The sequence below is a fragment of the Nocardia sp. NPDC006044 genome, assembly GCF_042871115.1.
GTDB lineage: Bacteria > Actinomycetota > Actinomycetes > Mycobacteriales > Mycobacteriaceae > Nocardia.
This window is the reverse complement of the sequence record NZ_JBIAID010000001.1, coordinates 2,644,081-2,665,764: the sequence shown is the minus strand read 5'-3', so window position 1 is coordinate 2,665,764 and position 21,684 is coordinate 2,644,081. Positions and strand designations below refer to the sequence as shown.

Genomic DNA, 21,684 nt, shown 5'->3' with positions numbered 1-21,684 from the left:
GTCAAGGCGGACGCGACCACCCTCGCTGGTACCGATCGGTTTGTCAACTTCCACGGTGCGCATTCCTTATGCGTACGGCAACCGAATCCGAATTCATGACCGTGACCGTTCCGCGCCCGGGAGTTGGGGGACCGAGGAGATGAGGCGGCGGGTGTAATCGTGGTGGGGGGTGGTGAAAACTGTTTGGACGGTGCCGGATTCGACTATGCGGCCGTCTTTCATGACGACTACGCGGTCTGCGGTGTGGTGGATTACGCCGAGGTCGTGGGAGATGAGTAGGAGGGCGGTGCCAAATTGGGCTTGGAGGGTGGCGAGTAGGTCGAGGATTTGGGCTTGGACGGAGACGTCGAGGGCGGAGACGGGTTCGTCGGCGACGATGAGGGCGGGGCGGGGGGCGATGGCGCGGGCGATGGCGACCCGTTGGCGTTGGCCGCCGGAGAGGGTGCGGGGGTGGCGGTCGAGGAAATCGGGGGTCAGCTGGACCGCGTCGAGTACTTCGCGGACGCGGGTTGCGCGGGCGCGGCCTCGAATGTCAACTGTGTCAAGGCTTTCGCCGATGATGCGTTCGACGGTGTAGCGGGGGTCGAAGGAGCTCAGCGGGTCCTGGGCGATCAATTGGGCGGTGCCGCGGTGGCGGCGCAGTTCCTTCTCCGAGTATTCGCTCCACGGTTCGCCGTCGACGACGACGCGGCCGGCGGTCGGCGCGACGAGGCGCAACGCGAGGCGTGCGGTGGTCGTCTTGCCGGAGCCGGACTCGCCGACGATGCCGAGGGTCTCGCCGGCGAACAGGTCGAAGTCGACGTTGTCGACCACGGTGCGAGCGGCCGGTCCGGTGCCATAGGTTTTGCGAAGGTTCTGCACGGACAACACGATTCGGGTCTCGTCCACGGTGCGCGGCGGTAGCGGTCTGCGGTCGTGGAGGTCGAGGCCGGACGAATCATCCGGAATGGACAATGCGGTACCGCGGGAGTCGGCGGAGGGAACGGCGGCGAGCAAGCGTTTCGTGTAAACGTGCTTCGGCCGGGTCAGGACGTCCCGCGTGCTCCCCTGCTCGACAACTGTCCCGTCCTTCATCACCAGCACCCGATCTGCCAGCTCCGCGACCACCGCGAGATCGTGGCTGATCAGCAACAGCGCGTTGCCCGCCGCTTTACGCTGCCGGAGCAACTCCAGAATCTGTTGCTGCACAGTGACATCGAGCGCGGTGGTCGGCTCGTCGGCGATGATCAGGCGGGGATCGCCCGCGATCGCCGTCGCGATCAGCACCCGCTGGCGCAGCCCGCCGGAGAGTTCGTGCGGGTACTGCCGCAGTCGCCGCTCGGGTTCGGGGACCCCCACATCGGTGAGCAGCCGCACGCTGCGCGCGGTACGCGCCGCCCCGCGCAGCTCGGTCAGCGCGCGTTGCGCTTCCGCGAGGGTGGCGCCGATCGTGCACAGCGGATCGAGGGACACGAGCGCGTCCTGGAGGACGAACCCGATATCGGAACCGCGGATCCGCCGCCACTGCCGCTCGCGATACGCCCGCGCGTTCTGCCCGAACAGCTCGAAACTGTCCGCGCGGACGTCGGCCCCGGATCCGGACAGACCGAGCAGGGCGCGCGCGGTCACCGACTTGCCGGAACCCGACTCGCCGACGAGCGCGACAACCTCCCCCGGTTCGATCCGCAGGTCGATGCCGTGCACCACGTCTCGGCTGCCCGCCTTCGCCGGAAACCCGATGCGCAGGTTCGTGATCGAGACCAGGCTCATGAGGGCCTCCCGTCGTAGTGCCGTTGCCAATGCCGGCCGAGCGAACTCACCGCGATGACGGTGGCGGTGACCGCCACACCGGGTAGTACCGCGATCCACCAGGCGTTGCGCAGATAGTTGCGTCCCTCGGCGAGCATGGCTCCCCATTCCGGTTCCGGGGGCTGCGGTCCCATTCCGAGGAAGCTCAGGCCGGCCGCGCCGAGGATCGCGGTGCCCAGGCCGATGGTGGCCAGGATCGGTACCTGGGCGACCGCGTGCGGCAGGACGTGCCTGCGTACCAGCGTGGCCCGGGTGAGCCCGAAGGTTCGGGCCTGCTCGACGTACCCGGATTCCTGGACGACGAGGGTCTGGGCGCGCACCACCCGGGCGAACCGGGGAATGGAGGCGATGCCGAGCGCGAAGATCAGGTTCGTGGTTCCCGGTCCGGTGAACGAGATCAGTACCAGCGCGAGCAGCAGATCGGGAAACGCGGAGACCACGTCGAGGAAGCGGGTGATCAGCTCGTCGAGCAGCCCGCGGGCCAACCCGGACAGCAGGCCGAGCGCCGTGCCGACCACCACCGCGATCGCGACGGCGGTGACCCCGATGAGCAGTGAGTAGCGCGCGCCGTGAACCACCCGGGTGAAGACATCGCGGCCCAGATGATCGGTGCCGAACCAGTGCTGCGCGCTCGGCGACAGCTGGGCGGCAAGGGGATCGGCGGCCAGCGGATCATTGCCGGCCAGCACGGTGGGAGCGATCACCGCTATGGCGACCAGGATTACCGTCACCGCCGCGATGGCGACACCCGGCGGTACACTCAAATGCCTTGCCCGCGTGGCAATTCGATGGATCGCCATGCGTGGAGCACCGATCGTTGTCATGCCCCTCCCCCTCGGGAGTCCCGGCGCAGTCGCGGGTCGAGCCACAGGTACAGCAGATCGACCAGCGTGCTGATCACCACATAGACCAGCGCGGACAGGATCGCGACCGCGAGCACCACCGGAAGATCCTGTGCCAGTACGGCGTCGACGGTCACCCGGCCGAGGCCCGGCCTGCCGAAGACCTCCTCGATGATCACCGCCCCGCCCAGCAACCCGCCGACCAGCCAGCCGGTCAGGGTCACGGCGGGCAGTGCGGCGTGGCGCAGCCCGTGCCGCAGGCGCAGCTCGGTCTCGCTCACCGACCACGAGCGCACGGTCACCGCGAACGGCTCGTCCAGTGCCCGCTCCATCCCGTCCCGCAGCACCTGGGAGATGACCGCGCCGAGCGAGAGACCGAGCGCGAACGCGGGCAGCACCAGGGCGGACAGGCCCTTGTTGGCGGCCACCGGAAAGATCTTCAACTGGAAGCTGAACACCGCGAGCAGCACGATGCCGAGCCAGAACGCGGGCGTCGAGATCAGTGCCAGCTCAACCGCGTTCGCGATGGCGCGGGCGCGCCGCCGCCGCGCGGTGGTCGTCGCGACGACCACGGCGAACACCAGCGCTACCAGCAGCGCGCCCCCGGTGAGCGCCAGCGTCGGCCCGGCCTGCGAGCCGATCACCTCCGAGACCGGCCGTTGCAGGACGTAGGAGCGCCCGAAGTCGCCGTGCGCCACATTCCACAGGTACCTGGCGTATTGCACGATCGCGGGACTGTCGAGCCCCCATTCGGCACGGATGGCCGCCTCGATCTCCGGCGTGCGCGGCTGCTCGCCGAGCAACACGTCGACCGTGTCACCCGGCGCCAGCCGCACGCCGACGAAGGAGAGGGTGGCCGCGCCCCACAGCACGCCGACACCCGAGATCAGCCGCAGCAGTATTCGTTTCCCGAGCCGAACCCGCGCGTCCGGGGCGCTGTCGTCGGCGACTTCCGCCGCGGGCGGCGCGATGATCTCCAGGGTCATCGACACCACACCGGTTCGCCATGCACCGCGTCACCCACGATCGATCCAGATGTCGTAGGAGTTCTCCGGAAGTTGCTTGTACGGGCGGAAACCCGCGCCGTGCACGTGCGCCGCGGCCGCGATCTGATTCTCCGGAATGTAGAGCGGCAGCCCATAGGCCTTGTCCACGAGCGCGAATCGCTGCAACTGCGCGTATTGCTTGGCGCGCTCGGCGTTGTCGATCGTCGCGGCGGCGGCCTGGAGCCAGCCGGACAGTTCGGGATCGCCGGCCCGGCTGTAGTTGAGGGTGCCCTTCGAACTCGAAGGATACCAATGGTTTTCGATGTCAATGCCCCCGGTGATGGTGTCGGAGTTCGCGATCGAGCCGAACGTGTTGTTCTTACGCAGTTCGGCGTAGGTGCCGAGGTCGACGTAGGAGACCTTCAGATCGATGCCCGCGTTCTGCTTGGCCTGCGCCTGGACCGCCTGCAACAGCACCTCACGCTGATCGCGGACGGTGGACTGGGCCTGGACCAGTTCGATGGTCAGGCGCTGACCGTTCTTGGTCCGGAATCCGTCGGAATCCTTTGCCGTCCAGCCTGCTTCGTCCAGCAGCCGGTTGGCGGCGTCCTTGTTCGGGCCGTAGGCGCCTTCGATGCTCTTGTCGTAGAACAGCGCGTCGACGCTGGAGGCGATACCCCAGCCGCGGGTGCGCTGGCCACGGTAGATCGACTTCAGCACCGCGTCGACGTCGACCGAATTGTTCAGTGCCTTACGGACTTTCTCGTCCGTGGCCGGACCGAAGGTGGCGTTCCAGTACAGCGTGTACGGGCTGCCGTTGTTCAGCGAGCGCTGGTAGGTGTAGTCGGAATCGCCCTCGAACAGCGACGCGTCGTTGCCGGACACGCCCTCGATGAGGTCGACCTGGCCGGAGGTGAGCGCACCGGTGCGCACCGAGGACTCAGGCAGGAACCGGTAGGTCAGCTCATCGAGGTAGGCCGGGCCCTGATGGGCGGCGTTCTGCGGCGCCCAGTTGTAGTCCGGGTTCTTCCTGAAGTGCAGTTCCTGACCCTTGACGTAGCGATCGAGGATGAACGGGCCGGTACCCGCGATCTCCGGTCCGCCGGCTTTGAGCTGGGGCTTGTCGAACGCGGCGGGCGAGATGATGTCGAAGCCGGAGGCGAAGTCGAGGAACGGCGCGTACGGGTTCTTCAGGGTGAAGACCACCGTCCGCTCGTCGCGCGCGGTCACCGCGCCGAGGTTGGACAGCGGCCCGGAGGAGAACCCGCCGGAGTAGGCCACGTCCTGCATGGTGGTGAAGTTGCGGGCGACCGCGGCCGCGGTGAGCGGATTGCCGTCGGTGAACTTCACCCCGTCGCGCAGGGTGAAGGTGTAGGTCAGTCCGTCGGGCGACACCTCGTGTCCGGTGGCCAGCCACGGGACGTAGCCGCCGTCCTGCGTGCGGGACAGCAGCGTCTCGTAGGTGTTGCGCAACAGCAGTCTGGTGTTGCTCTGGCCGTTGAGGTGCGGATTGAGCGTGGTCGGTTCGGTTTCCACGCCCCAGGTCAGCGAGCCGCCGCTCTTCGGTTGCGCCGAGCCGCCCGCCGTGGTGTCCGAACCGCCGCACGCGGTTGTCAGCAGGGCCGTGGCCAGCAGGAGGGCTGTGGCCAGTCGTCGAGTCCGCATCACAGTGCGGCGCTCCTATCTTCGATGAGAAACAGTGGTTGATCGGTGGTGATGACCGCGCCTTCCGCCGCGGTCACGGTGACGACGCCGGGATGGGTGGCGGTCAGCTCGTGCTCCATCTTCATGGCCTCGACCACGCCCAGCAGCTGGCCTTTTTCCACGTGCGCGCCCGATTCGACGTGCAGCCGGACGACGGTGCCCGGCATGGGCGAACGGATCTCGGGGTCGGCCGCGGTGGCGCCGAACGAGCGGTACTCGGCGTAGCGGACTTCTCGCGACACGCCCGCGACCTGGACGGCCCAGGCCTCCCCCACGCGGCGGACCACGCTCGGCGCCGAGCCGACCGAAATCGTGTCGTCGCCGGTTCGCACGCAGACGACGGCCGGTTCGGCGGTGTCCGCGCGGACCCGCACCGCCTCGCCGTCGTAGCCGCTGACCCGGACGGTGAACGGTCGCCCGTCGACCGACAGGTCGATGCTGCCGAGGTCATGATCGGCGGGATCGAGCAGCGCGCGGTCGCCGGTGGGCGCGCCCACCGACCACGGCGTCGCGCGATCGGGTGCGGTCAGGGACGCGGCAACGGCGTAGGCGCCCAGCAGATCCGGATCCGCGAACTCCGCGGCCGGGTCGATGCGATCCAGGTAGGAGGTGTCGTGTTCGACGGCCGCCAGGACCGGCGAACCGAGGACGTGGGCGACGAAACCGAGGTTCGTGGAGATGCCGGTCCAGCGCAGATCGGTGCACGCCCGCCGGGCGGCGGCGAGCGCCTCGTCGCGGGTGGCGGCGGTGGTGACGAGTTTGGCGATCATCGGGTCGAATCCGCCGGTGACGGTCAGGTGCCGATCGAAGGCGCGCTCGATCCGGATGTCCGGCCAGTGCGTCACCTCGAGCGCGCCGGGACACGGCAGGAAGGCCCGGAACGGGTCCTCGGCGTACATCCGCACCTGAACCGAGGCTCCGGAGTAGGCGATCTGCTCCTGGGTGGCGGGCAACGGCTCGCCCGCGGCGACCCGCAGTTGCCAGTCCACCAGGTCGATGCCGGTGATCTCCTCGGTGACCGTGTGCTCGACCTGGAGCCGCGTGTTCATCTCGATGAAGAAGAACTCCTCGCCGACCAGCAGGAACTCGAAAGTGCCTGCGCCGACGTAGTTCAGCGCCTGCGCCCCACGCACGGTGGCGTCGAAGATCCGGGCGCGGACGTCCTCGGGGATTCGCGGTGCGGGCGCCTCTTCGATCACCTTCTGGTGTCGCCGCTGCAGTGAGCAGTCCCGGTCGAAAAGGTGTACGACGCTGCCGAATTCGTCGCCGAAGACCTGCACTTCGATGTGCCGCGCGTGCTCGACGTACCGTTCCAGGTGCAGGCGGCCGTCGGCGAAGGCCGCGGTCGCGGTCCGGGTGGCCGAGGCGAGCGATTCGCGCAGCTCGGCCCGGGAGCGCACCACCGACATGCCCTTGCCACCGCCGCCACCGGCCGGTTTGACGATCAGCGGGTAGCCGACGTCCTCGGCCGCGTGAGCCAGCGCGTCGAGGTCGCCGCTGGCCTCCCTGGTGCCGGGCAGCACCGGGACACCGGCGTCGGCCATGACGGTGAGCGCGGACGCCTTGTCGGCCATGGTCTCGATCACCCGGGAACTCGGTCCGACGAAGACCAATCCGGCGGACCGGACCGCGCGGGCGAAGCCGGCGTTCTCGGAGAGGAAGCCGTAACCGGGATGAACTGCGTCACAACCTGTTTCGAGAGCCGCGCGGACCAACGCGGCGCCATCGAGGTGGCTGCCGGTGGCGGGCAGTCGCACGGTCGCCACCGCGCCGTCGTGATAGGTCAGGTCTCGATCCTCGTCGACACTCACGGTGACGTAGTCGATGCCGAGGCGGCGGCAGGTCCGCGCGATCCGCGCCGCGACCTCGCCTCGATTCGCGATGAGCAGCGTGGTGATCACAGCCGGAACACCCCGAAGGTGCCGGCGGCCGGCTGCGGCCGGTCCCAGCGTTCGTGCGCCAGCGACAGGCACTGGGCCAGCCAGGTGCGCGTGTCCTCGGGTTCGACCACCGCGTCGATCCACATGCGGGCGGCGATGTAGGCCGGGTGCGATTGCTTTTCGAAGCTGTCGATGATCGGCTGTTTGATCGCGGCTTCCGCCTCCGGGCTCAACTCTTTGCCCTCGCGACGGAGCTTGTCGCGCTTGAGAATCGCCATCACCGCGGCCGCCTGCTCGCCGCCGACGCCGGTCGAGCGCGCGTTCGGCCACATGGCCATGAACTGCCCGCCCATCGAGCGTCCGGACATGGCGAAGTTCGCCGCGCCGAAGCTGCCGCCGATCACCAGCGAGATCTTGGGCACGGTCGCGCAGGAGACGGCGTTGACCATCTTCGCGCCGTGTTTGGTGATGCCCGCGCGCTCGTATTGCTCGCCGACCATGAAGCCACTCACGTTGTGCACGAACAGCAATGGGATGCGGCGTTGATTGCAGATCTGGATGAAATTGGTCGCCTTGAGCGCGCTGTCGGGAAAGATCACGCCCTGGTTCGCGATGATCCCGACCTCGTACCCGGCGATCCGCGCGGTCGCGCAGACCACGGTGATGCCGTAGTCCTTGCGGTACTCCGTCCACGAGGTGGCATCGACGATGCAGCGCAGGATCGCGCGGACGTTCATCTCCTTCTTCGTGGTGGCCGGAATCAGTTCCGGCAGCCGCGCCGGATCGTCGGCCGGCTCGAGCGCCGCGAAGGACGGCGGGCGCACCTGGTCGCCCGGTGTGCGCGCGACGATGTCGCGCACCATGGCCAGCGCCTCCACCTCGTTCACGGCCAGATGGTCCGCGACGGCGGTCTCGCGCACGTGCAGGTCCGTGCCGCCGAGGGTTTGCGCGTCGACCTTGATCCCGGTGGCGGCCTCCACCAGCTGCGGGCCGCCGAGGAAGACCGTGCTGAGGTCTTTGACCATGACGGTCTCGTCGCTCATCGCGGGGATGTAAGCGCCTCCGGCAGTGCAGATTCCGAGCACGGCGGAGATCTGCGGCAGGCCGAGCGCGGACATCTCCGCGATGTTGCGGAACATCTTTCCCAGGTGCTCCTCGTCGGGGAAGATCTCTTCCTGCAAGGGGAGATAGATGCCGCCCGAGTCGGCGAGATAGACGCACGGCAGGCGGTACTCCCGGGCCAATTTCTGGCCGCGCAGCTGCTTCTTGATGGTGAGCGGGTAGTAGGTCCCGCCTTTGACGTGCGGGTCGTTGGCGAACACCATGCAGGGGCGGCCGTGGATGCTGCCGATCCCGACGATGAGCGCGGCGGCGGGCAGGTCGGTGTCGTACACCTCGTGCGCGGCCAGCCGGCCGATCTCCAGGAACGGTGTTCCCGGGTCCAGAATGCGGTTCACCCGTTCCCGGACCGGCAGTTTGGCGTCGCCGCTCCGGCGGCGGGGGGCGACGATGCCGGCGTTGTGGTGGCGCAGAAGCCGGCGTTGCGCCTCGAATCCGGTGTTGTGCTCGACGGTTACGGTCATGCGGGTAGCTCCGCTCGATCCTGATGTGCGGCAAGACTCGCGTTCACGGTGTCGGCGAAACGGCGAATCGTGGTGGGCTCCAAGTCGGCTCGCAGCATGAGGCGCAGGCCCGCGCTACCGCGGCGGATGATCGGGAAGAAGACCGGCGAGGTGTAGAAGCCCGCGCCGAGCATGTCCCTGGCCACGGCGATGGTGGTGTCCTCCTGGCCGATGCTGACGAACCGGATGGGCAAGCCGTCGCCGGCCAGCTCGGTGTCGACCAGGGAGTCGAAGAGCCGGATCCGTTCCTGCAGTGCCTTTTGCCGTTCGTCGACCGTGCCGTCGTCATGCAGGTCGCAGGCCGCGACGATGGCGCCGAGCCCGGCCGTGTTGACGCGCTGCGACCACATCAGCGGGCCGCTGGTGCGCAGCAGGGTGTTCTTCAGGGTGTCGTCGCCGAGCGCGCCGAAGAAGATCACGCCGCCGCTGGCACCGAAACCCTTGTTCAGCGAAGCGATGACGAGCGTCCGTTCCCGCCAGCCCGCATAGGCGCCGAGGACATATCCCCGGCCCCGCGGTCCCAGCGTCGAAATACCGTGCGCCTCATCGAAGTACAGGAACAGCCCGTATTGGTCCTGGAGGCGGAACAGCTCGTCCAGCGGCGCTCCCCCGCCGGTGCTGTAGACGCCGTCGGCGATGTAGGCGACGTGCGAATGCTTGCGGCACAACTCTTCCAAGGCGGCGATGTCGTTGTGCGCGATGGTGATCAGCTCGGTCTCGTCGGCGACGAGCGGTTTCATCGCGTTCAGACAGAAGTGCGCGTTCTTGTCGAAGACGACCAGCGGCGGGTGTCCGCCGGTGAGCTCGCCGGAGGCCAGCAGCGGCAGGGTCGCCCAGGCCGCGGCGGCGCAGGACGAGACCGTGACCGCCTGCGCGGCGAAGGTCTGGGACAGGCGCTGCTCGGCCTCCTCCAGCAGTGCGAGCCGAATCCGCATGCGCGAGATGGAGGAATTGATCGTCGCGGTCTCGTCGAGTCCCCGGTGCGCCCCGGCGACGATGCGCGGGTCACTGTCCAGGCCGAGGTAGGAGTAGGACGAGAAGTTGATGATCGTGCGGCCGTCACGGTCGTGCACGTGGCCGTCGCGCATGTCCGCCGCGACGATGTCGACCAGGCCGTGAGCTGCGCTGTCGTCCCAGAAGGAGTTGCTCAGTTGCAACTGCCGACGGACATTGGCGAATTGATGGGTAACCATTCCCCTTGTTCCTTTGTTGGCGTGCGCGTCTATCGGTGGATCAGGAAGTAGTGGCGGGCCTTTCCGGTGCCGCGACGACGAGTACGTTCACCCCGGCGAGCACCGTGATGGCAATGGACCAGGCGATCAGCCCGGTCAGGGACGGACCGGCCAGCGAGGCGACGCCGGCCAGGCCCTGCTGGATCAGCGCGCACCAGGTGACCGCGATCGCGGCGCCGGCGGTGAGGTGGCTGACCGCGTGGGCGGCGCTGTTGGGGAACAAGGTCGCCTGGCCGAACGTGGTCGCGATGTAGCCGGCGAGAAAGACCGGAAGGGCGATCGCCCGCGGCGAATCGACCAGCCAGACCACGGTGATGAGCACGCACCCGGCGAGCATGATCCACGCGCCCTGCCGCATCATGGCGCGCGCGCCGACGCGGCGGACGGTGTGCCGCACGTAGGTGGCACCCGCCAGGTAGGCCGCGCCGTACAGGACGCCGAAGAGGCCGAATACCCACGGCTGCAACGAGAATCGGCCGGTGAAGATGAACGCCGACTTCTGCTGGATCATGACGATGACGGCGAACCCGATGCCGCCGGCGACCGCGCTGGCGACGAAGACCCGATCGCCGATCAGCCTGCGTACCGTGCCCCTGGCCGGGGACTTCGCCTCCGGCTTCGGCAGCGAAACCCGCAGCGCGAGCGCCACCGGCACCGCCGCGAGCACGGCCAGCGCCACGAATCCGTACCGCCACCCGACCGTCGAGGTGAGCACGCCGCCGACCACCTGCCCGCCGCCGAGCGCGACGACGAACGCCATCGACAGCAGCGAGAGTTGCCGCGCGAGTTCGGCGCCCGAGAACAGGTCCTTGATCATCATCCGGGCGACGACGGCGATACCGCCCGCGCCGATCGCCTGCACCACCCGCAGGCCGAGCAATTCCGGCGCGTCGGTGATCAGCGCGAGGCCCGCGCTGGCGAGAATGAAGCACAGTCCCGCGGCCACGAACGCGGGCACCCGCCCGAATCGTTCCGCCGCCCTTCCCCAGGCGACCACCGGCAGCGCGGCGAACACCACGAAGACCGCCACCGACAGTTGCAGGGTCGCGTCGCCGGCCCCGATATCCGCGCCCAGCGCGGGCATGCTCGGGAGATAGATGGTGGTCGCCATTTGCGCCGCCGCGACCGCGCTACACGCGGTCAGCACGACGGATCGGCTTCCTACCGGCGGGGATACGACGCTCCCGGATTCCTGCCGCACAGCCAATTCAGTCCCCCCTACCCAATAGAGTTGCGCCGCAGGTCAGTCGAAGCCCGGCAGACAACGTCGATCGTCCGATTTTTCGGATTCGAAAATATGGATACCCTGGCCGGACGCGGGGGCGCGAGGGTTTAAATCCGCTTGATTCTGCCGGAAGGCTTTGCAGCCCAGCGTGTTTCGCGCATCCGCGCGGCGCCGCCGACTATCGGTCCGGTGCTACGTCCGTCAAGCCCCGAATCCTGGGGCCGCCTGGAGGCAAGGACATCATCTCGGGTTGCGACGGTCTCTGGACGCGGGGCTTCGCACCGTCAATTGCGAAGATCGCGCGAACCGGATCGGCCCGGCGCAGTGGCGGCCCATCCAGCGGTACGGTCGGTTTTCTATACCGTATACCGCCCCGCGACATTCCCCAGTCAAATCCCCAGTCAGCCCGCTTCATCTGGCAGTGCATTCTGCACATAATCATTGTACCAATCAGAAGCATCCAAATTTCGGATGACTGGTTTGTCATTTCACTGTTCGCTGCCACGTCCGGCACATTGCGGTCGTCCGTGCGCCCGAAACATTTCACGAGGAACGGCAATGAAAATACCTTCGGCAAAATCTGCTCGTATATCCACAATTGCGGCACTTTCCGCGTTAGCGCTCGCGCCCGCGCTGCTGGCCGGGCCTGCCTCCGCAGACCCGGTGACCGTCAATTTCCAGTGCCAGGCCAAGCCGCCGATCGGCGCCCCGCAGGAATCCACGATGGCCATGCAGGTCACCGGCACGGCGCCGGCGACCACGCCGCCCGGTTCGGCGGTGGCGATCAATCTGGTTGCGGGGCAGGGGCAAATCCCGGCCAACCAGGGTGGATACAAGATCAATTACGTGCGCGACCTGAAGCTGATCGCTCCCTTCCCCACCAACTCCACCTACGTGTCCTCGTCCCTGAGCGGCGGCACCGTCCACGCCACCATCGACACCAGCGGCGGCAACGCGGCGATCAAGGTGACCGACCGGCTCCCGGGCGGCTCGACGTTCACGCTGCCCGCGCTCACGGTGAATGTGAAGGCCGGAAATTCCGGCTCGATCACCACCACGCTGGCCGGCACCAGCTATACCAACCCGGGCTTGACCATGGTCGTCAATGCGCAGGCGGGTCCGTTCGCGGTGAACGTTCCGGTGTCGTGTTACCCGTCACCGGCGCCGATCTTCACCACGACCGTCATCACCCCCGGAAAGGCGCAGCAGGCACCGCGGCCCGCGGCACCGAACGCACCCGGGGCTTTCACGCTGCTCCCTGAACTCGGACTGGGACAGGCGCAGTAAACAATCACGGTCAGTGGACGTGCGGTATCGATCGGCTGCCTCTCGATACCGCACTCCTACCGAAAACAAGGCTGTCGCGCATCTCGACGTTCCCGGGGTCGATGCGCGAAATCCCGCCGTCCATGAGAGATCCCGTCATGCGAGTCGCCATCCGCGCAATTGTCGCGTCCACGGTTCTGCTTTTCGCACCCGCGTCGGCGCAGGCCGATCAACCCGTTCCGCCGGGCGGCTGCTCGGCCATTTCCTTCCCGCAACCGCCACTGGGGAACCTGGCCGCGACCCTCTGCCTGCCCAGCGCCGCGACGAACACCGTCATGGTGTTGATGCCCGGCTCCAACTACAACCACACCTACTGGGATTTCCCGTATCAGCCGGAAACCTATAGTTTCCGGCGGGCGATGAACAACGCGGGCTACGCGACCCTGGTCGTGGATCGGTTCGGCACCGGCGCCAGCAGCAGGCCGCCGAGCGCGCTGCTGACCGCGACCACCTCGGTGGCCGCCCTGCACGGACTGGTCGGCGCGCTGCGTCAGGGACAGCTGGGCGGGCAGGCGTTCAGCACGATCATTACCGGCGGGCACTCGCTCAGTTCCGGGGTCGCCGTCAATGAGGCGAGCACCCATCACGATGTGGACGGTGTTCTGCTGACCGGCTTTTCGCACAGCCTGGACGCGGTCGGCGTGACCGCCGTCGTGGCCACCTATCAGGCGGCCGCGGCGGATCCCAAGTTCGCGGGGCAAGGCTACGACCCGGGTTATCAGACGACGCGGCCGGGGACGCGCGCCGCCGACTTCCACGGTGCGGGCGCCGATCCCCAGGTGATCGCCACCGACGAGGCGACCAAGGACGTCTTCGCGCTGACCGAATATCCCGACGGACTGACCTCCACGGTGCCGCCGGTCACCGACACCATCAACGTCCCGGTGCTGGTCGTCAACGGAAGCTCGGATCGGTTGTGCCTCAACGCCTGTGCGAACACCGCCACCCTGGCGGCCGAGGAGGCACCCTACTACAACCCCGCCGCCCGCCTGCGCGCGTTCGTCCTCCCGAACAGCGGGCACTCGGTCAATCTGGCGCCGAACACCCCGGAATATCAAGCCGTCGTGCGTGATTGGGTGAACTCGACAGTCCTGTCCCACGGATAGGCACGGTCCGGCGAGTAGCGGACACTTCCTGACCGCTACCGGTGACATCGTGAGTTCGTCGCCGGAATTCTCCGGTGACGAACTCACTCGTGAAGGACTGGAACATCATGTCGCTCAACGCTGTTGCTCATCTGAACTTCCACGGCGAGGCCCGCGCGGCACTCGAGTTCTATCGGTCGGTGTTCGGCGGAGAGCTCACCGTCGCCACGTATGCCGATTTCGGTATGCCTGCCGAGGTGCCCGGCGCGAAGAATGTCGTGTTCGGTCAAGTGGTCGCGGACAACGGCTTTCGGGTGATGGCCTATGACGTGCCGGGACAGGACGGACCCGCGGCGCCGCGGGTGCCGAGCACGCGGCGGGAGAACGGCACCACGATCACCGAGGAGCGGTTCTTCCTCTCGGTCCGCGGTGCGAGCGTCGACGAGGTCACCCCGGTGTGGGAATGCCTGGCCGAGGACGCGACCGTGATCGAGCCGTTCGGTCCCGCTCAGTGGGCGCCCGCCTTCGGGATGCTCGCCGATCGGTTCGGCGTCACCTGGATCGTCGACGTCGCGGCCGAGTACCCGGCGGCCTGATCTATCGGGTGGGGGTGCGCCCGGCGCGCCCCCACCGGGACGGAGAGAAATTCTCTGCGGAGCCGATGGTCGGCAGGAAGTCCTCCGGCAGAACGTGTTTGGCGGGATCCGCGCGCGGGAGCCCCCGTAATCGGGGGCAGAGATGGACGTCGAAGGGGCGATATCATCGGCGTCTACGCACTGGACACGGTGACGGTGCGCCCGGGGAGAATTCGGTGTCACAAGAAAAGATGCAGGCCGGCGACGAGGATTCACGAAGGCCGGCTGACCGTTTCCGCGCTCCGGCGGCGGGAATTCGCGATCCATCCGGTCGGTCGTCGGCGACTCGCGCGGACCGGGGTCGCGCGCGGTGAGCGGGTTCGAGGTCGAGATCAGCCAGCTGCGGGAGGCGGCCAAGGCGGCGGGATCCGCCGAGAGCCAGGCCAAGGTCGTGGACCCGGGTACCGGCCTGGATGCGATCGGGACCGCATTGCCGGGTGGGGACGCGGCAAAGAAGGCGCCCACGCTGGCAACCACGTTCAACGAGCGGGCCAAGGGATGGGCCGACGAGATCGGCAAGTGGAGCGGGACCGTCGCTGCGGCCGCGCAGCTGTACGAAGACAATGAAAAAGAAGCCGAAAGTGCGTTCGGGCCATGACCATCAGCTACCACGACGTCCGCAAGTGGGATGCGGGGGCGCTCGACACGACGTCCACCAATCTGCGGGGGCGGCGGGACAAACTCATCGGGTTGCAGGATGAGCTGGACGACGCCAGACGACTGCCCCGCTGGCACGGCCCCGCGAGCGACCAGGCACGCAATTCGCTGGGCACCACGCGGAACAACGCCGAGATCATCATCGCCGAGCTGTCCGCCGTCGACCGTGCGCTGCAAGATGTTTCGGACGACGTGACCGCCCTGAAAAACCGGGTGGCCAACAACGACGCCCTCGCCGACACCTACCAATTCGGCATCGCCGCCGACGGCGCGATCGTGGACAACCGACCGCCCGACCCGCCGCCGAAGTCGCGGACCGAGGCCGAGGATCGCGCCGAAACCCGGCGGCACCGCGAAACCATCCGGCAACAGCTGATCACCGAAACCAAGGCGATCCTGACCACGGCGCACAATATCGACGCCGGCCTCGCCGCGGTCATGCAACTCGCGCAGGACCGCAAGATCAGCGACCACGGCGCGACCACCCTCGACGGCGCCAGGAAGGGCGGGGAGATCGACGCCCAGGTCGCCGAGTACGAGCAGGCGCTGCGCGACGCCGGGCTGCTGACCGGGCCGCCGGTCTCCGGCTACTACCGGCAGTGGCTGGAAAACGCGGTACAGCGGGGCGTTTCGCTCGACACGATCAAGCAGATCATCGCCGAACACCACATCACGCCCGCCGACTTCAAGATCCTCGAGGGGCTCGAAGAGATCCGCGAGGACGAGGACGGCGACGGGATCTTCAAGTCGTTCTTCCTACTGCCCACCAACATCAGCGGGGAGGACGCGGCCAAAGCGGTGCGGATGACCTACATCCTGAACGCGGGCACCGACTACGGAAAAGGCCACCCGACCGACTTCGCGCCGACCCCGTACAGCTCCGCGGAACTGCGGCGCATCACCGAACGCCAGCAGAAGAACGACTGGAGCTATGACGAGGACGTCGGGTTCGTGCACGGCAACGGCGGGCGGTTGGTGACCACCCCGAACGGCATGATGATGGGCCTGGGCGGGAACCTGATCCAGGACCAGTTCAGCCGAAACGGCGGAACGACCTGGGGCGACACCTTCATGCTGAATGTCGATGACCCCAAGGATCCGACGCAACAGATCAGGGAGGTGGCGCGCTCGGGCCACGCGTGGTACCAAAACGATCAGGGCCCGTACCAGGGCAAGCTCGACCTGGACCGGTATCTGCACCACGAGGAGCGCCACTCCCAGCAGTGGGCGCGCGAAGGCTACACCGGCTTCATCACCTCCTATGCGTGGGAGCAGCTCACCGGGGGCAACGAGACCGAGGAGGACGCGGGGCTTGCCGATGGTGGGTATTAGGTGGCCGCAAGTCGCCTGTGTCGCCGTGGTTTTGGCGTCGGTGACCGCGGCATGCGATGACCAGGCGCAGTTCGCGCCGTCGCTGACGCCGGCGGCCGGGTTCCGCGTGGACGACGGCGTGCTGAAACTGTGGACGGGCACCCCGTGCGCCGGCGTCACCGGGCTGACGTTGATCTTCGACTCCGGGACCAAGGAAAGTACGGAGCAGCGATGGACCGCGCCGCTCCCCGGGGTGCCGGTGGAGCGGATGGACCTGCTGCGGATCGCCGGCGGGTCCGCCGACGAGGGTCCCTTGCAGGTCCAGAAACCACTGCCCGCCGGCTACGACTGGACCAAGGCCGGCTCGCTCAACTTCGCCGTGGACGGCCCGGAGGCGTACGGCGCCAGGGCCGACGTCGGGCAGATCCTGCGCGAGTCGGCTCAGCATCCGTCCGGGAGCTATCTGTTCGCCCCGCGCGGTTGGCTGGACGCGGCGGAAGTTCAACGAGAGAACCAGAAGTCGTTCCTGACCGTCTGCACACCCGACCCGAAGTGAGGGAGCCGAGCGGCGCGACGCGCGTTCTGCGGACGGTCTCGCGCCGGGTCGCGCTCGGCGCGTTCGCCCTGACCGTCGCGTTGATCGCGCTCCTCGCCGGCGAGGCGATACTCAGCGTCACCGGGCTGACCTTCGACCCACACGGCTACGGAGTGTTCGCCGGAATCCTCTGCACCGCAGCCCTGACCCCGATCGCCCTGGCACTATGGCTGCTGTACCGGTTGCTGCGCTGACCCAGCGGCAATGCCGTCCCATCCACCTCGACCATCCCACCATCCTCCCCTGAGCGGGCAGCATCACCCGGTCCGCCCGCGGAAGTCAGGTGCGGTCGTGGAGGGTGATGTGGTAGCCGTTGGGGTCGGCGAAGGTGAAGGTGCGGCCGAAGGGGCCGTCGATCGGGGCGGTGACGATGGGGTGGCCGTCGGCCGCGAGGGCGTCGTGGATGGCTTGGACGTCGGTGGCGTGCAACCAGATCGCGGCGCCGATGCCGGGCTGGGCGACGGAGGCCAGGTCGGTGCCGGGCACGAGGTCGCGGAGGGCGAAGGCGATCGGTTTCGTCTCGAAGACGACGGCGTGCGGCGGTCCGGCCGGTGAACGGACGAGACCTAGGTACTGCTCATAGAACGCCTGCGAAGCGGCGAGGTCGCGCGCTTGCAGCGAGATGAAGTCGGGACCGGTGACCGGCATGATGCTCCTTCGGTTACGTGTCAGTCTTCTGACACGGACCAATGTATGTCAGAATACTGACATGAGTCAAGACGGGGCAGGCGTCGAACTACAGACGTCACTGGGTTACCTGCTGAAAGAGGCGTCGAGCGCGCTGCGCGTGGCCATGGAAGAGGTGCTGCGGCCGCTCGGCATGAGCGTGACGCACTACTCCTGCCTCGAACTGCTCGCCCAACGACCGGGCTTGTCGAACTCCGAACTGGCCCGGGGCGCGTTCGTGACCAGGCAGACGATGAACGTGCTGCTCCAGACCCTGGAACGCGAGGGCCACGTGAGCAGGCCCGCGTCGGCGCCCGTCGGGAAGGTCCTCCCCACCCGGCTCACTCCCCTCGGCCGGAGGAAACTCGACACAGCGAGCGCGGCGGTCCGGTCCGTGGAAGTCAGAATGCTGACCGGCCTGACCGATACCGATCAGTCGACCGCGCTCCGAATCCTGCGCAGCATGATCCATTCCCTGCGCGACGGCGCCCCCGAGGCCGGCTCGAACGCGCAGGAGTGAATTGACTACGTGGGGGCGGATTTCGATTCTTTGCATGCGCGGAAAAGACGCCATTGTGTTGCTGTGTTGTTCGATGTAATTCCAGCGAAACAACGTGGACGACAATAATTCCGCACGAAAGTACACCGGCTCGGCATCAATCCGTTGTCGGCCGTGGCCCACTCCGTGACCACGACATGATCTCACCATGAAAAGGATGGGCGGGGCTGGTGGAATCCGCGGTGAGCTCGGATTTGCCTTGCTATCCTGATGGGCAGATCGACTTTCTACACTTCGCGGAAGACCAATCCATCGGTGCCGCAACAGGTATGGGCGACGACGCTGAGTGATGGACTTCGCGCCGAAGCCGCCGCGGCCACGTCTACCCGGCCCGGTGTTCGCGCTGACGGGTTCGCCGGAGGACAGCCGGCGGGACGGGAGACCTGATGAGAAAAAGCCTCTCGTCCCTGCCGTGGGTGATCGTTTATGTTCTGCTGAGCGGCATCGTAATGTGGCTGCTGGCAATCGGCTGGGTGCACGTTTACCCGTAGCTGTTACGCACGACGCGTCAGGCGATGGCGCGTAGTTCCTCGGCGGTGATTTCCTCCAGCGGGCGGCGGCGGGTTTCGACCAGGAAGGCGATCCCCGCCGCGGCGGCGATGGTCATGGGTATGGCGCTGATCAGGGCGGTGACCGAAATCGACGGCGCCGCAACGGCGAGTACCACGAGGGCGATCACGATGATGCCACCGGCTTTGCTCATGGCCGCCGCCAAACCGGTGCCGCGGGAACGTATCCGAGTCGGATACGCCTCGGCACCGTAGGCCACGAGGACCGCCACCACCGAGCTCGCGCCCCAGATCGGCGGGATGAGCAGCGCGTAGAGCAGCGTCTTGTTGTCGGCGACTCGATCCCCGAAGGCGACGAACCCGAACAGCGAAACCGCAAGCAGCGCACTGAGTATCACCATGGTCCATTTCGACGAGCGGTGATAGCAGTAGGCGACGAGGAAGTTGAGCGGGAAGCCGATCAGCGCGGAGTCGCGCAGGATCTGATCGGCCGAGACGCCGCTGTAGCCGAGCTGGCGCAGGTTGGTCGGCAGCCAGAGCTGGAAGCCGTAGACGACCAGGCCGACACCGAGGCCGACCAGCACCAGGACCGTGGTGATTCCGCCGAACGGCGCCTGCACCAAGCGGCGGAATCCGCCCTTGACCCCGGATTCGACTGCGAGCTCGGAGTTTTCGACCTCGACGATGGAGGCGTTGTAGACGCGCAGCACCTCCTCGGCCTCCTTGCGACGGCCGAGCGCGAGCAAGAACCGCGGCGACTCCGGGATCCAGCGGGTGAGCAGAATGGTCAGCAGCCCGGTCGGGAACCCGATCAGCCACATCACCCGCCAGCCGTAGCTGTCGCCGATGGTGGACGACAGCCAGCTGGTGATGATGTACGCGCCGGCGATGTCACCGCCGATCAACACCATCAGCCAGCCGCGGTGCCGGGCCGGAATCGTCTCCGCGAGCAGGGTGAACGCGATCGGCAGCATGCCGCCCGCGCTCATGCCCATGATCAGGCACATCAGCAGATTCAGCTCGAAACTCGGCATCGCGCCACACACCGAGGTGGCCACGAAGAACACCCCGGCCAGCAGAATCGCCGCCTTGCGCCCGATCCGATCGCCGAGCCAACCCCAGAGAAACGACCCGATCACCGTGCCGGTGATGCCCGCGAGCGGCAGCAGCGCGGCAGGCAGCCCGCCCCCGGGATTGGCGGCGGTCTTCAAGCCGTACTCCTTGGCCACGCCGGGCACGACGAACGCCAGCGTGGTCGGCTTCATCACGTCGATGGTGATCGCCGCGGCCATCACCAGCAGCAGCACCACGTGCACCCGGTTGATCGGCGCGTCGTCGAGCGCGCGCACCCGCAGGTTCGCCACCTGATCCCGGTGTGCCCCAACCGGAATCAGGCCGTAGGTGGTAACGACCAGCCCGACGACGATCAACACCATGCCGGTGATCATCGAGGTATCCATGGGCATGTCGGCCATGTGATACCCCATGTGCCTGGACTCCCAGAACATCGGGAAGTGCAGCGCGGTGCCGAGAGTGGTTGCGGCGAGCCCGAACCAGAAGGCGCGGGTGCGCCGCCGGATGGGCGCCGGGCGAGACCCACCGCCGGACTGCGCGAGCGATGAGTCGAAATATCTTTGGCCAGACACAGATAACTCCGTTCATTACCGCACGGACAGCGGGCGAGCTGATGCGGTACCCACGCGCCGACGCGGCAGATGCACGACCAGCGACAGCAGCGGCGCGAGCCATCGCCGCCTTGCTCAACGTTGAGCTCTGGTCTCTCCCTTGCGGTTTCAGAATCCCATCTCGCGGATGGCACCGCAGCGATTCGGCGAACATGCGCGCTGCGGCCGGGCGTGGCCGCGGCCGGGGAGCCCGGCCGCGGCGGACCTCAATGTTGCGGCAACGCCAGTAGGAAGGGCGCGGTCCGAATCGTTCGCTCGCTCAACGTGATACCGATTTCCAGTCGATCGTTTTCGCGTAATCGGAACTCACAGATTCCGATGCGGACATCTCTGGTTATCCGGTTGTTTCTGTCGTCGCGAATGGTCGAGATCCCGATCGCGCGGGCAATCCACTTTCCCGGCGGCAGGCAGCTGATGCTGAATGCTCCCTGGTCGGTGACAATGACCAGCGCGGCGGCCGACGTCAACGGGTTGGCCGCGGAGAATATGCTCATATACCGGCGGGTCGCCACGGCGCCGTCCGGATCGGATAATTTGCCACGTAAGAGTGGTGTGCTGGACTCCCGGCCGCAGGTGGCGTGATGCTCGGACCATCTCAGCGGAACCTGCTCGCCCCGGGCGTAGCGTCGATACTGGGACGGACTCAGTCCGACCGCTTCGGTGAATCTGGAAGTGAAGGTGCCGTAACTGAGGTATCCGACGGCATAGGAGATCTCGGAAACTCTCATCGACGTGGACGACAATAATTTCTTGCTACGGGCCAGCCGGATTGCCGCGAGGAAACGAGCCGGTGACCAGCCGGTTTCCGCGCGAAACCGTCTGACGAAGTGAAACTTACTGCATTTTGCGACATCGGCGAGATCGTCCAAGGTAACCTGCTGCCCACAGTTTTCCCACATGTACTTGATGCTGTCATCGATATGATCCGACACGAACTCTCCAAACTCATAACAATCCAGGATGCCCGAGCCGGCGGCAGCATGAGTAAGCCTTTACGCGACCGTTGGACCGCGAATAGCTGCAAAATAGCGACTATGCTATCGGCAACGGAACACGGCCGCTGCCGCAGATGGTGAAACTGGCCGGCCGTCTCTGGCATCGAGGGTCAACCATTCAGGTATCGCTCCGCAGGCCGCACGGCATTGAGGGGAATGTCGTGGCCCTTCGGCCGCGGGATGAATGCTTGGTAAGTGAAGCCGTCGATTCCGCAGGGTGGTTGCGCTCCTGCTCAGCACCCCCTTGCCCGGTATCCCCGACGCAAGCCCCATAGCCCCGGTGCGGCGAGGCCTGCGAGCGGAGTGCCCGACGGCGGCCCAGTTCGCCACCGTGATTGATTGTTTCAACTGGACGGTAGAATACTTCCATTTCGTAGATTGA

Annotated in this window: 19 protein-coding genes; 8 read left to right on the top strand and 11 right to left on the bottom strand. The window is 67.0% G+C overall.

What is annotated here, in order from left to right:
• Window positions 1–93 precede the first annotated feature (93 nt).
• Genes ACFYO1_RS12475 through ACFYO1_RS12440 form a run of 8 tightly spaced genes read right to left on the bottom strand, consistent with a single transcriptional unit; the run spans window position 94 to window position 11,201 of the window.
• On the bottom strand, window positions 94–1,749 hold the full coding sequence (locus ACFYO1_RS12475; RefSeq protein WP_387229907.1) for a dipeptide ABC transporter ATP-binding protein: 1,656 nt from the start codon (window positions 1,747–1,749) through the stop codon (window positions 94–96).
• Complete coding sequence (locus ACFYO1_RS12470; RefSeq protein ID WP_387229905.1) at window positions 1,746–2,612, bottom strand: ABC transporter permease; 867 nt, start codon at window positions 2,610–2,612, stop codon at window positions 1,746–1,748. The genes ACFYO1_RS12475 and ACFYO1_RS12470 overlap by 4 nt, the downstream gene beginning before the upstream one ends.
• Entirely contained in the window at window positions 2,609–3,616 is a 1,008-nt protein-coding gene (locus ACFYO1_RS12465) for an ABC transporter permease (RefSeq protein WP_387229903.1), read from the bottom strand. Before ACFYO1_RS12465 ends, ACFYO1_RS12470 begins: the two co-directional genes overlap by 4 nt.
• Before the next feature lie 30 nt (window positions 3,617–3,646).
• On the bottom strand, window positions 3,647–5,281 hold the full coding sequence (locus ACFYO1_RS12460) for an ABC transporter substrate-binding protein (protein ID WP_387229901.1): 1,635 nt from the start codon (window positions 5,279–5,281) through the stop codon (window positions 3,647–3,649).
• Window positions 5,281–7,221, bottom strand: a complete 1,941-nt coding sequence (locus ACFYO1_RS12455) for a biotin carboxylase N-terminal domain-containing protein (protein ID WP_387229899.1) — start codon at window positions 7,219–7,221, stop codon at window positions 5,281–5,283. The genes ACFYO1_RS12460 and ACFYO1_RS12455 overlap by 1 nt, the downstream gene beginning before the upstream one ends.
• Entirely contained in the window at window positions 7,218–8,783 is a 1,566-nt protein-coding gene (locus ACFYO1_RS12450) for a carboxyl transferase domain-containing protein (RefSeq protein ID WP_387229897.1), read from the bottom strand. Before ACFYO1_RS12450 ends, ACFYO1_RS12455 begins: the two co-directional genes overlap by 4 nt.
• Entirely contained in the window at window positions 8,780–10,015 is a 1,236-nt protein-coding gene (locus ACFYO1_RS12445; RefSeq protein ID WP_387229895.1) for an aminotransferase class I/II-fold pyridoxal phosphate-dependent enzyme, read from the bottom strand. Before ACFYO1_RS12445 ends, ACFYO1_RS12450 begins: the two co-directional genes overlap by 4 nt.
• A 40-nt stretch (window positions 10,016–10,055) precedes the next feature.
• Window positions 10,056–11,201, bottom strand: coding sequence for an MFS transporter (locus ACFYO1_RS12440; RefSeq protein ID WP_387229893.1), 1,146 nt, complete (start codon window positions 11,199–11,201; stop codon window positions 10,056–10,058).
• A 741-nt stretch (window positions 11,202–11,942) separates the two neighbouring features.
• Here ACFYO1_RS12440 and ACFYO1_RS12435 point away from each other — a divergent pair.
• From ACFYO1_RS12435 to ACFYO1_RS12405, 7 genes are all read left to right on the top strand, one after another.
• Window positions 11,943–12,566: a hypothetical protein gene (locus ACFYO1_RS12435; protein WP_387229891.1), complete on the top strand. Its 624-nt coding sequence runs from the start codon at window positions 11,943–11,945 to the stop codon at window positions 12,564–12,566.
• Window positions 12,567–12,703: 137 nt separating this feature from the next.
• Window positions 12,704–13,711 carry an alpha/beta hydrolase gene (locus ACFYO1_RS12430; protein ID WP_387229889.1) on the top strand — a complete coding sequence of 336 codons (1,008 nt, stop codon included), beginning with the start codon at window positions 12,704–12,706 and terminating at the stop codon, window positions 13,709–13,711.
• A 74-nt stretch (window positions 13,712–13,785) separates the two neighbouring features.
• Entirely contained in the window at window positions 13,786–14,286 is a 501-nt protein-coding gene (locus ACFYO1_RS12425; protein ID WP_387229887.1) for a VOC family protein, read from the top strand.
• A gap of 349 nt (window positions 14,287–14,635) precedes the next feature.
• Window positions 14,636–14,923 (top strand): hypothetical protein, encoded by a 288-nt coding sequence (locus ACFYO1_RS12420; protein WP_387229885.1) that lies wholly within the window; start codon window positions 14,636–14,638, stop codon window positions 14,921–14,923.
• Window positions 14,920–16,314, top strand: a complete 1,395-nt coding sequence (locus ACFYO1_RS12415) for a hypothetical protein (RefSeq protein WP_387229883.1) — start codon at window positions 14,920–14,922, stop codon at window positions 16,312–16,314. The genes ACFYO1_RS12420 and ACFYO1_RS12415 overlap by 4 nt, the downstream gene beginning before the upstream one ends.
• Before the next feature lie 25 nt (window positions 16,315–16,339).
• Window positions 16,340–16,849: a hypothetical protein gene (locus tag ACFYO1_RS12410; RefSeq protein WP_387229881.1), complete on the top strand. Its 510-nt coding sequence runs from the start codon at window positions 16,340–16,342 to the stop codon at window positions 16,847–16,849.
• Window positions 16,846–17,082: a hypothetical protein gene (locus ACFYO1_RS12405; protein WP_387229879.1), complete on the top strand. Its 237-nt coding sequence runs from the start codon at window positions 16,846–16,848 to the stop codon at window positions 17,080–17,082. Before ACFYO1_RS12410 ends, ACFYO1_RS12405 begins: the two co-directional genes overlap by 4 nt.
• A gap of 85 nt (window positions 17,083–17,167) precedes the next feature.
• Here the strand turns inward: ACFYO1_RS12405 and ACFYO1_RS12400 are convergent, their stop codons facing one another.
• Window positions 17,168–17,536 (bottom strand): VOC family protein, encoded by a 369-nt coding sequence (locus ACFYO1_RS12400; protein WP_387229877.1) that lies wholly within the window; start codon window positions 17,534–17,536, stop codon window positions 17,168–17,170.
• Between the two features lie 61 nt (window positions 17,537–17,597).
• Between ACFYO1_RS12400 and ACFYO1_RS12395 the strand changes: the two genes are divergently transcribed.
• Window positions 17,598–18,074, top strand: coding sequence for a MarR family winged helix-turn-helix transcriptional regulator (locus tag ACFYO1_RS12395; RefSeq protein WP_387229875.1), 477 nt, complete (start codon window positions 17,598–17,600; stop codon window positions 18,072–18,074).
• Window positions 18,075–18,621: 547 nt separating this feature from the next.
• On the opposite strand, the gene ACFYO1_RS12390 is transcribed toward ACFYO1_RS12395, so the two are convergent.
• Both ACFYO1_RS12390 and ACFYO1_RS12385 read right to left on the bottom strand, forming a co-directional pair.
• Window positions 18,622–20,268, bottom strand: a complete 1,647-nt coding sequence (locus ACFYO1_RS12390; RefSeq protein ID WP_387229873.1) for an MFS transporter — start codon at window positions 20,266–20,268, stop codon at window positions 18,622–18,624.
• A gap of 245 nt (window positions 20,269–20,513) precedes the next feature.
• Window positions 20,514–21,239: a helix-turn-helix domain-containing protein gene (locus ACFYO1_RS12385; protein WP_387229871.1), complete on the bottom strand. Its 726-nt coding sequence runs from the start codon at window positions 21,237–21,239 to the stop codon at window positions 20,514–20,516.
• Between the last annotated feature and the right edge of the window lie 445 nt (window positions 21,240–21,684).

Bases quoted from the DNA above. Each gene is read 5' to 3' on its own strand.
- ACFYO1_RS12400 (WP_387229877.1), bottom strand. From the start codon at position 17,536: ATGCCGGTCACCGGTCCCGACTTCATCTCGCTGCAAGCGCGCGACCTC.
- ACFYO1_RS12395 (WP_387229875.1), top strand. From the start codon at position 17,598: ATGAGTCAAGACGGGGCAGGCGTCGAACTACAGACGTCACTGGGTTAC.
- ACFYO1_RS12450 (WP_387229897.1), bottom strand. From the start codon at position 8,783: ATGACCGTAACCGTCGAGCACAACACCGGATTCGAGGCGCAACGCCGG.
- ACFYO1_RS12460 (WP_387229901.1), bottom strand. From the start codon at position 5,281: ATGCGGACTCGACGACTGGCCACAGCCCTCCTGCTGGCCACGGCCCTG.
- ACFYO1_RS12475 (WP_387229907.1), bottom strand. From the start codon at position 1,749: ATGAGCCTGGTCTCGATCACGAACCTGCGCATCGGGTTTCCGGCGAAG.
- ACFYO1_RS12430 (WP_387229889.1), top strand. From the start codon at position 12,704: ATGCGAGTCGCCATCCGCGCAATTGTCGCGTCCACGGTTCTGCTTTTC.
- ACFYO1_RS12445 (WP_387229895.1), bottom strand. From the start codon at position 10,015: ATGGTTACCCATCAATTCGCCAATGTCCGTCGGCAGTTGCAACTGAGC.
- ACFYO1_RS12470 (WP_387229905.1), bottom strand. From the start codon at position 2,612: ATGACAACGATCGGTGCTCCACGCATGGCGATCCATCGAATTGCCACG.
- ACFYO1_RS12415 (WP_387229883.1), top strand. From the start codon at position 14,920: ATGACCATCAGCTACCACGACGTCCGCAAGTGGGATGCGGGGGCGCTC.
- ACFYO1_RS12465 (WP_387229903.1), bottom strand. From the start codon at position 3,616: ATGACCCTGGAGATCATCGCGCCGCCCGCGGCGGAAGTCGCCGACGAC.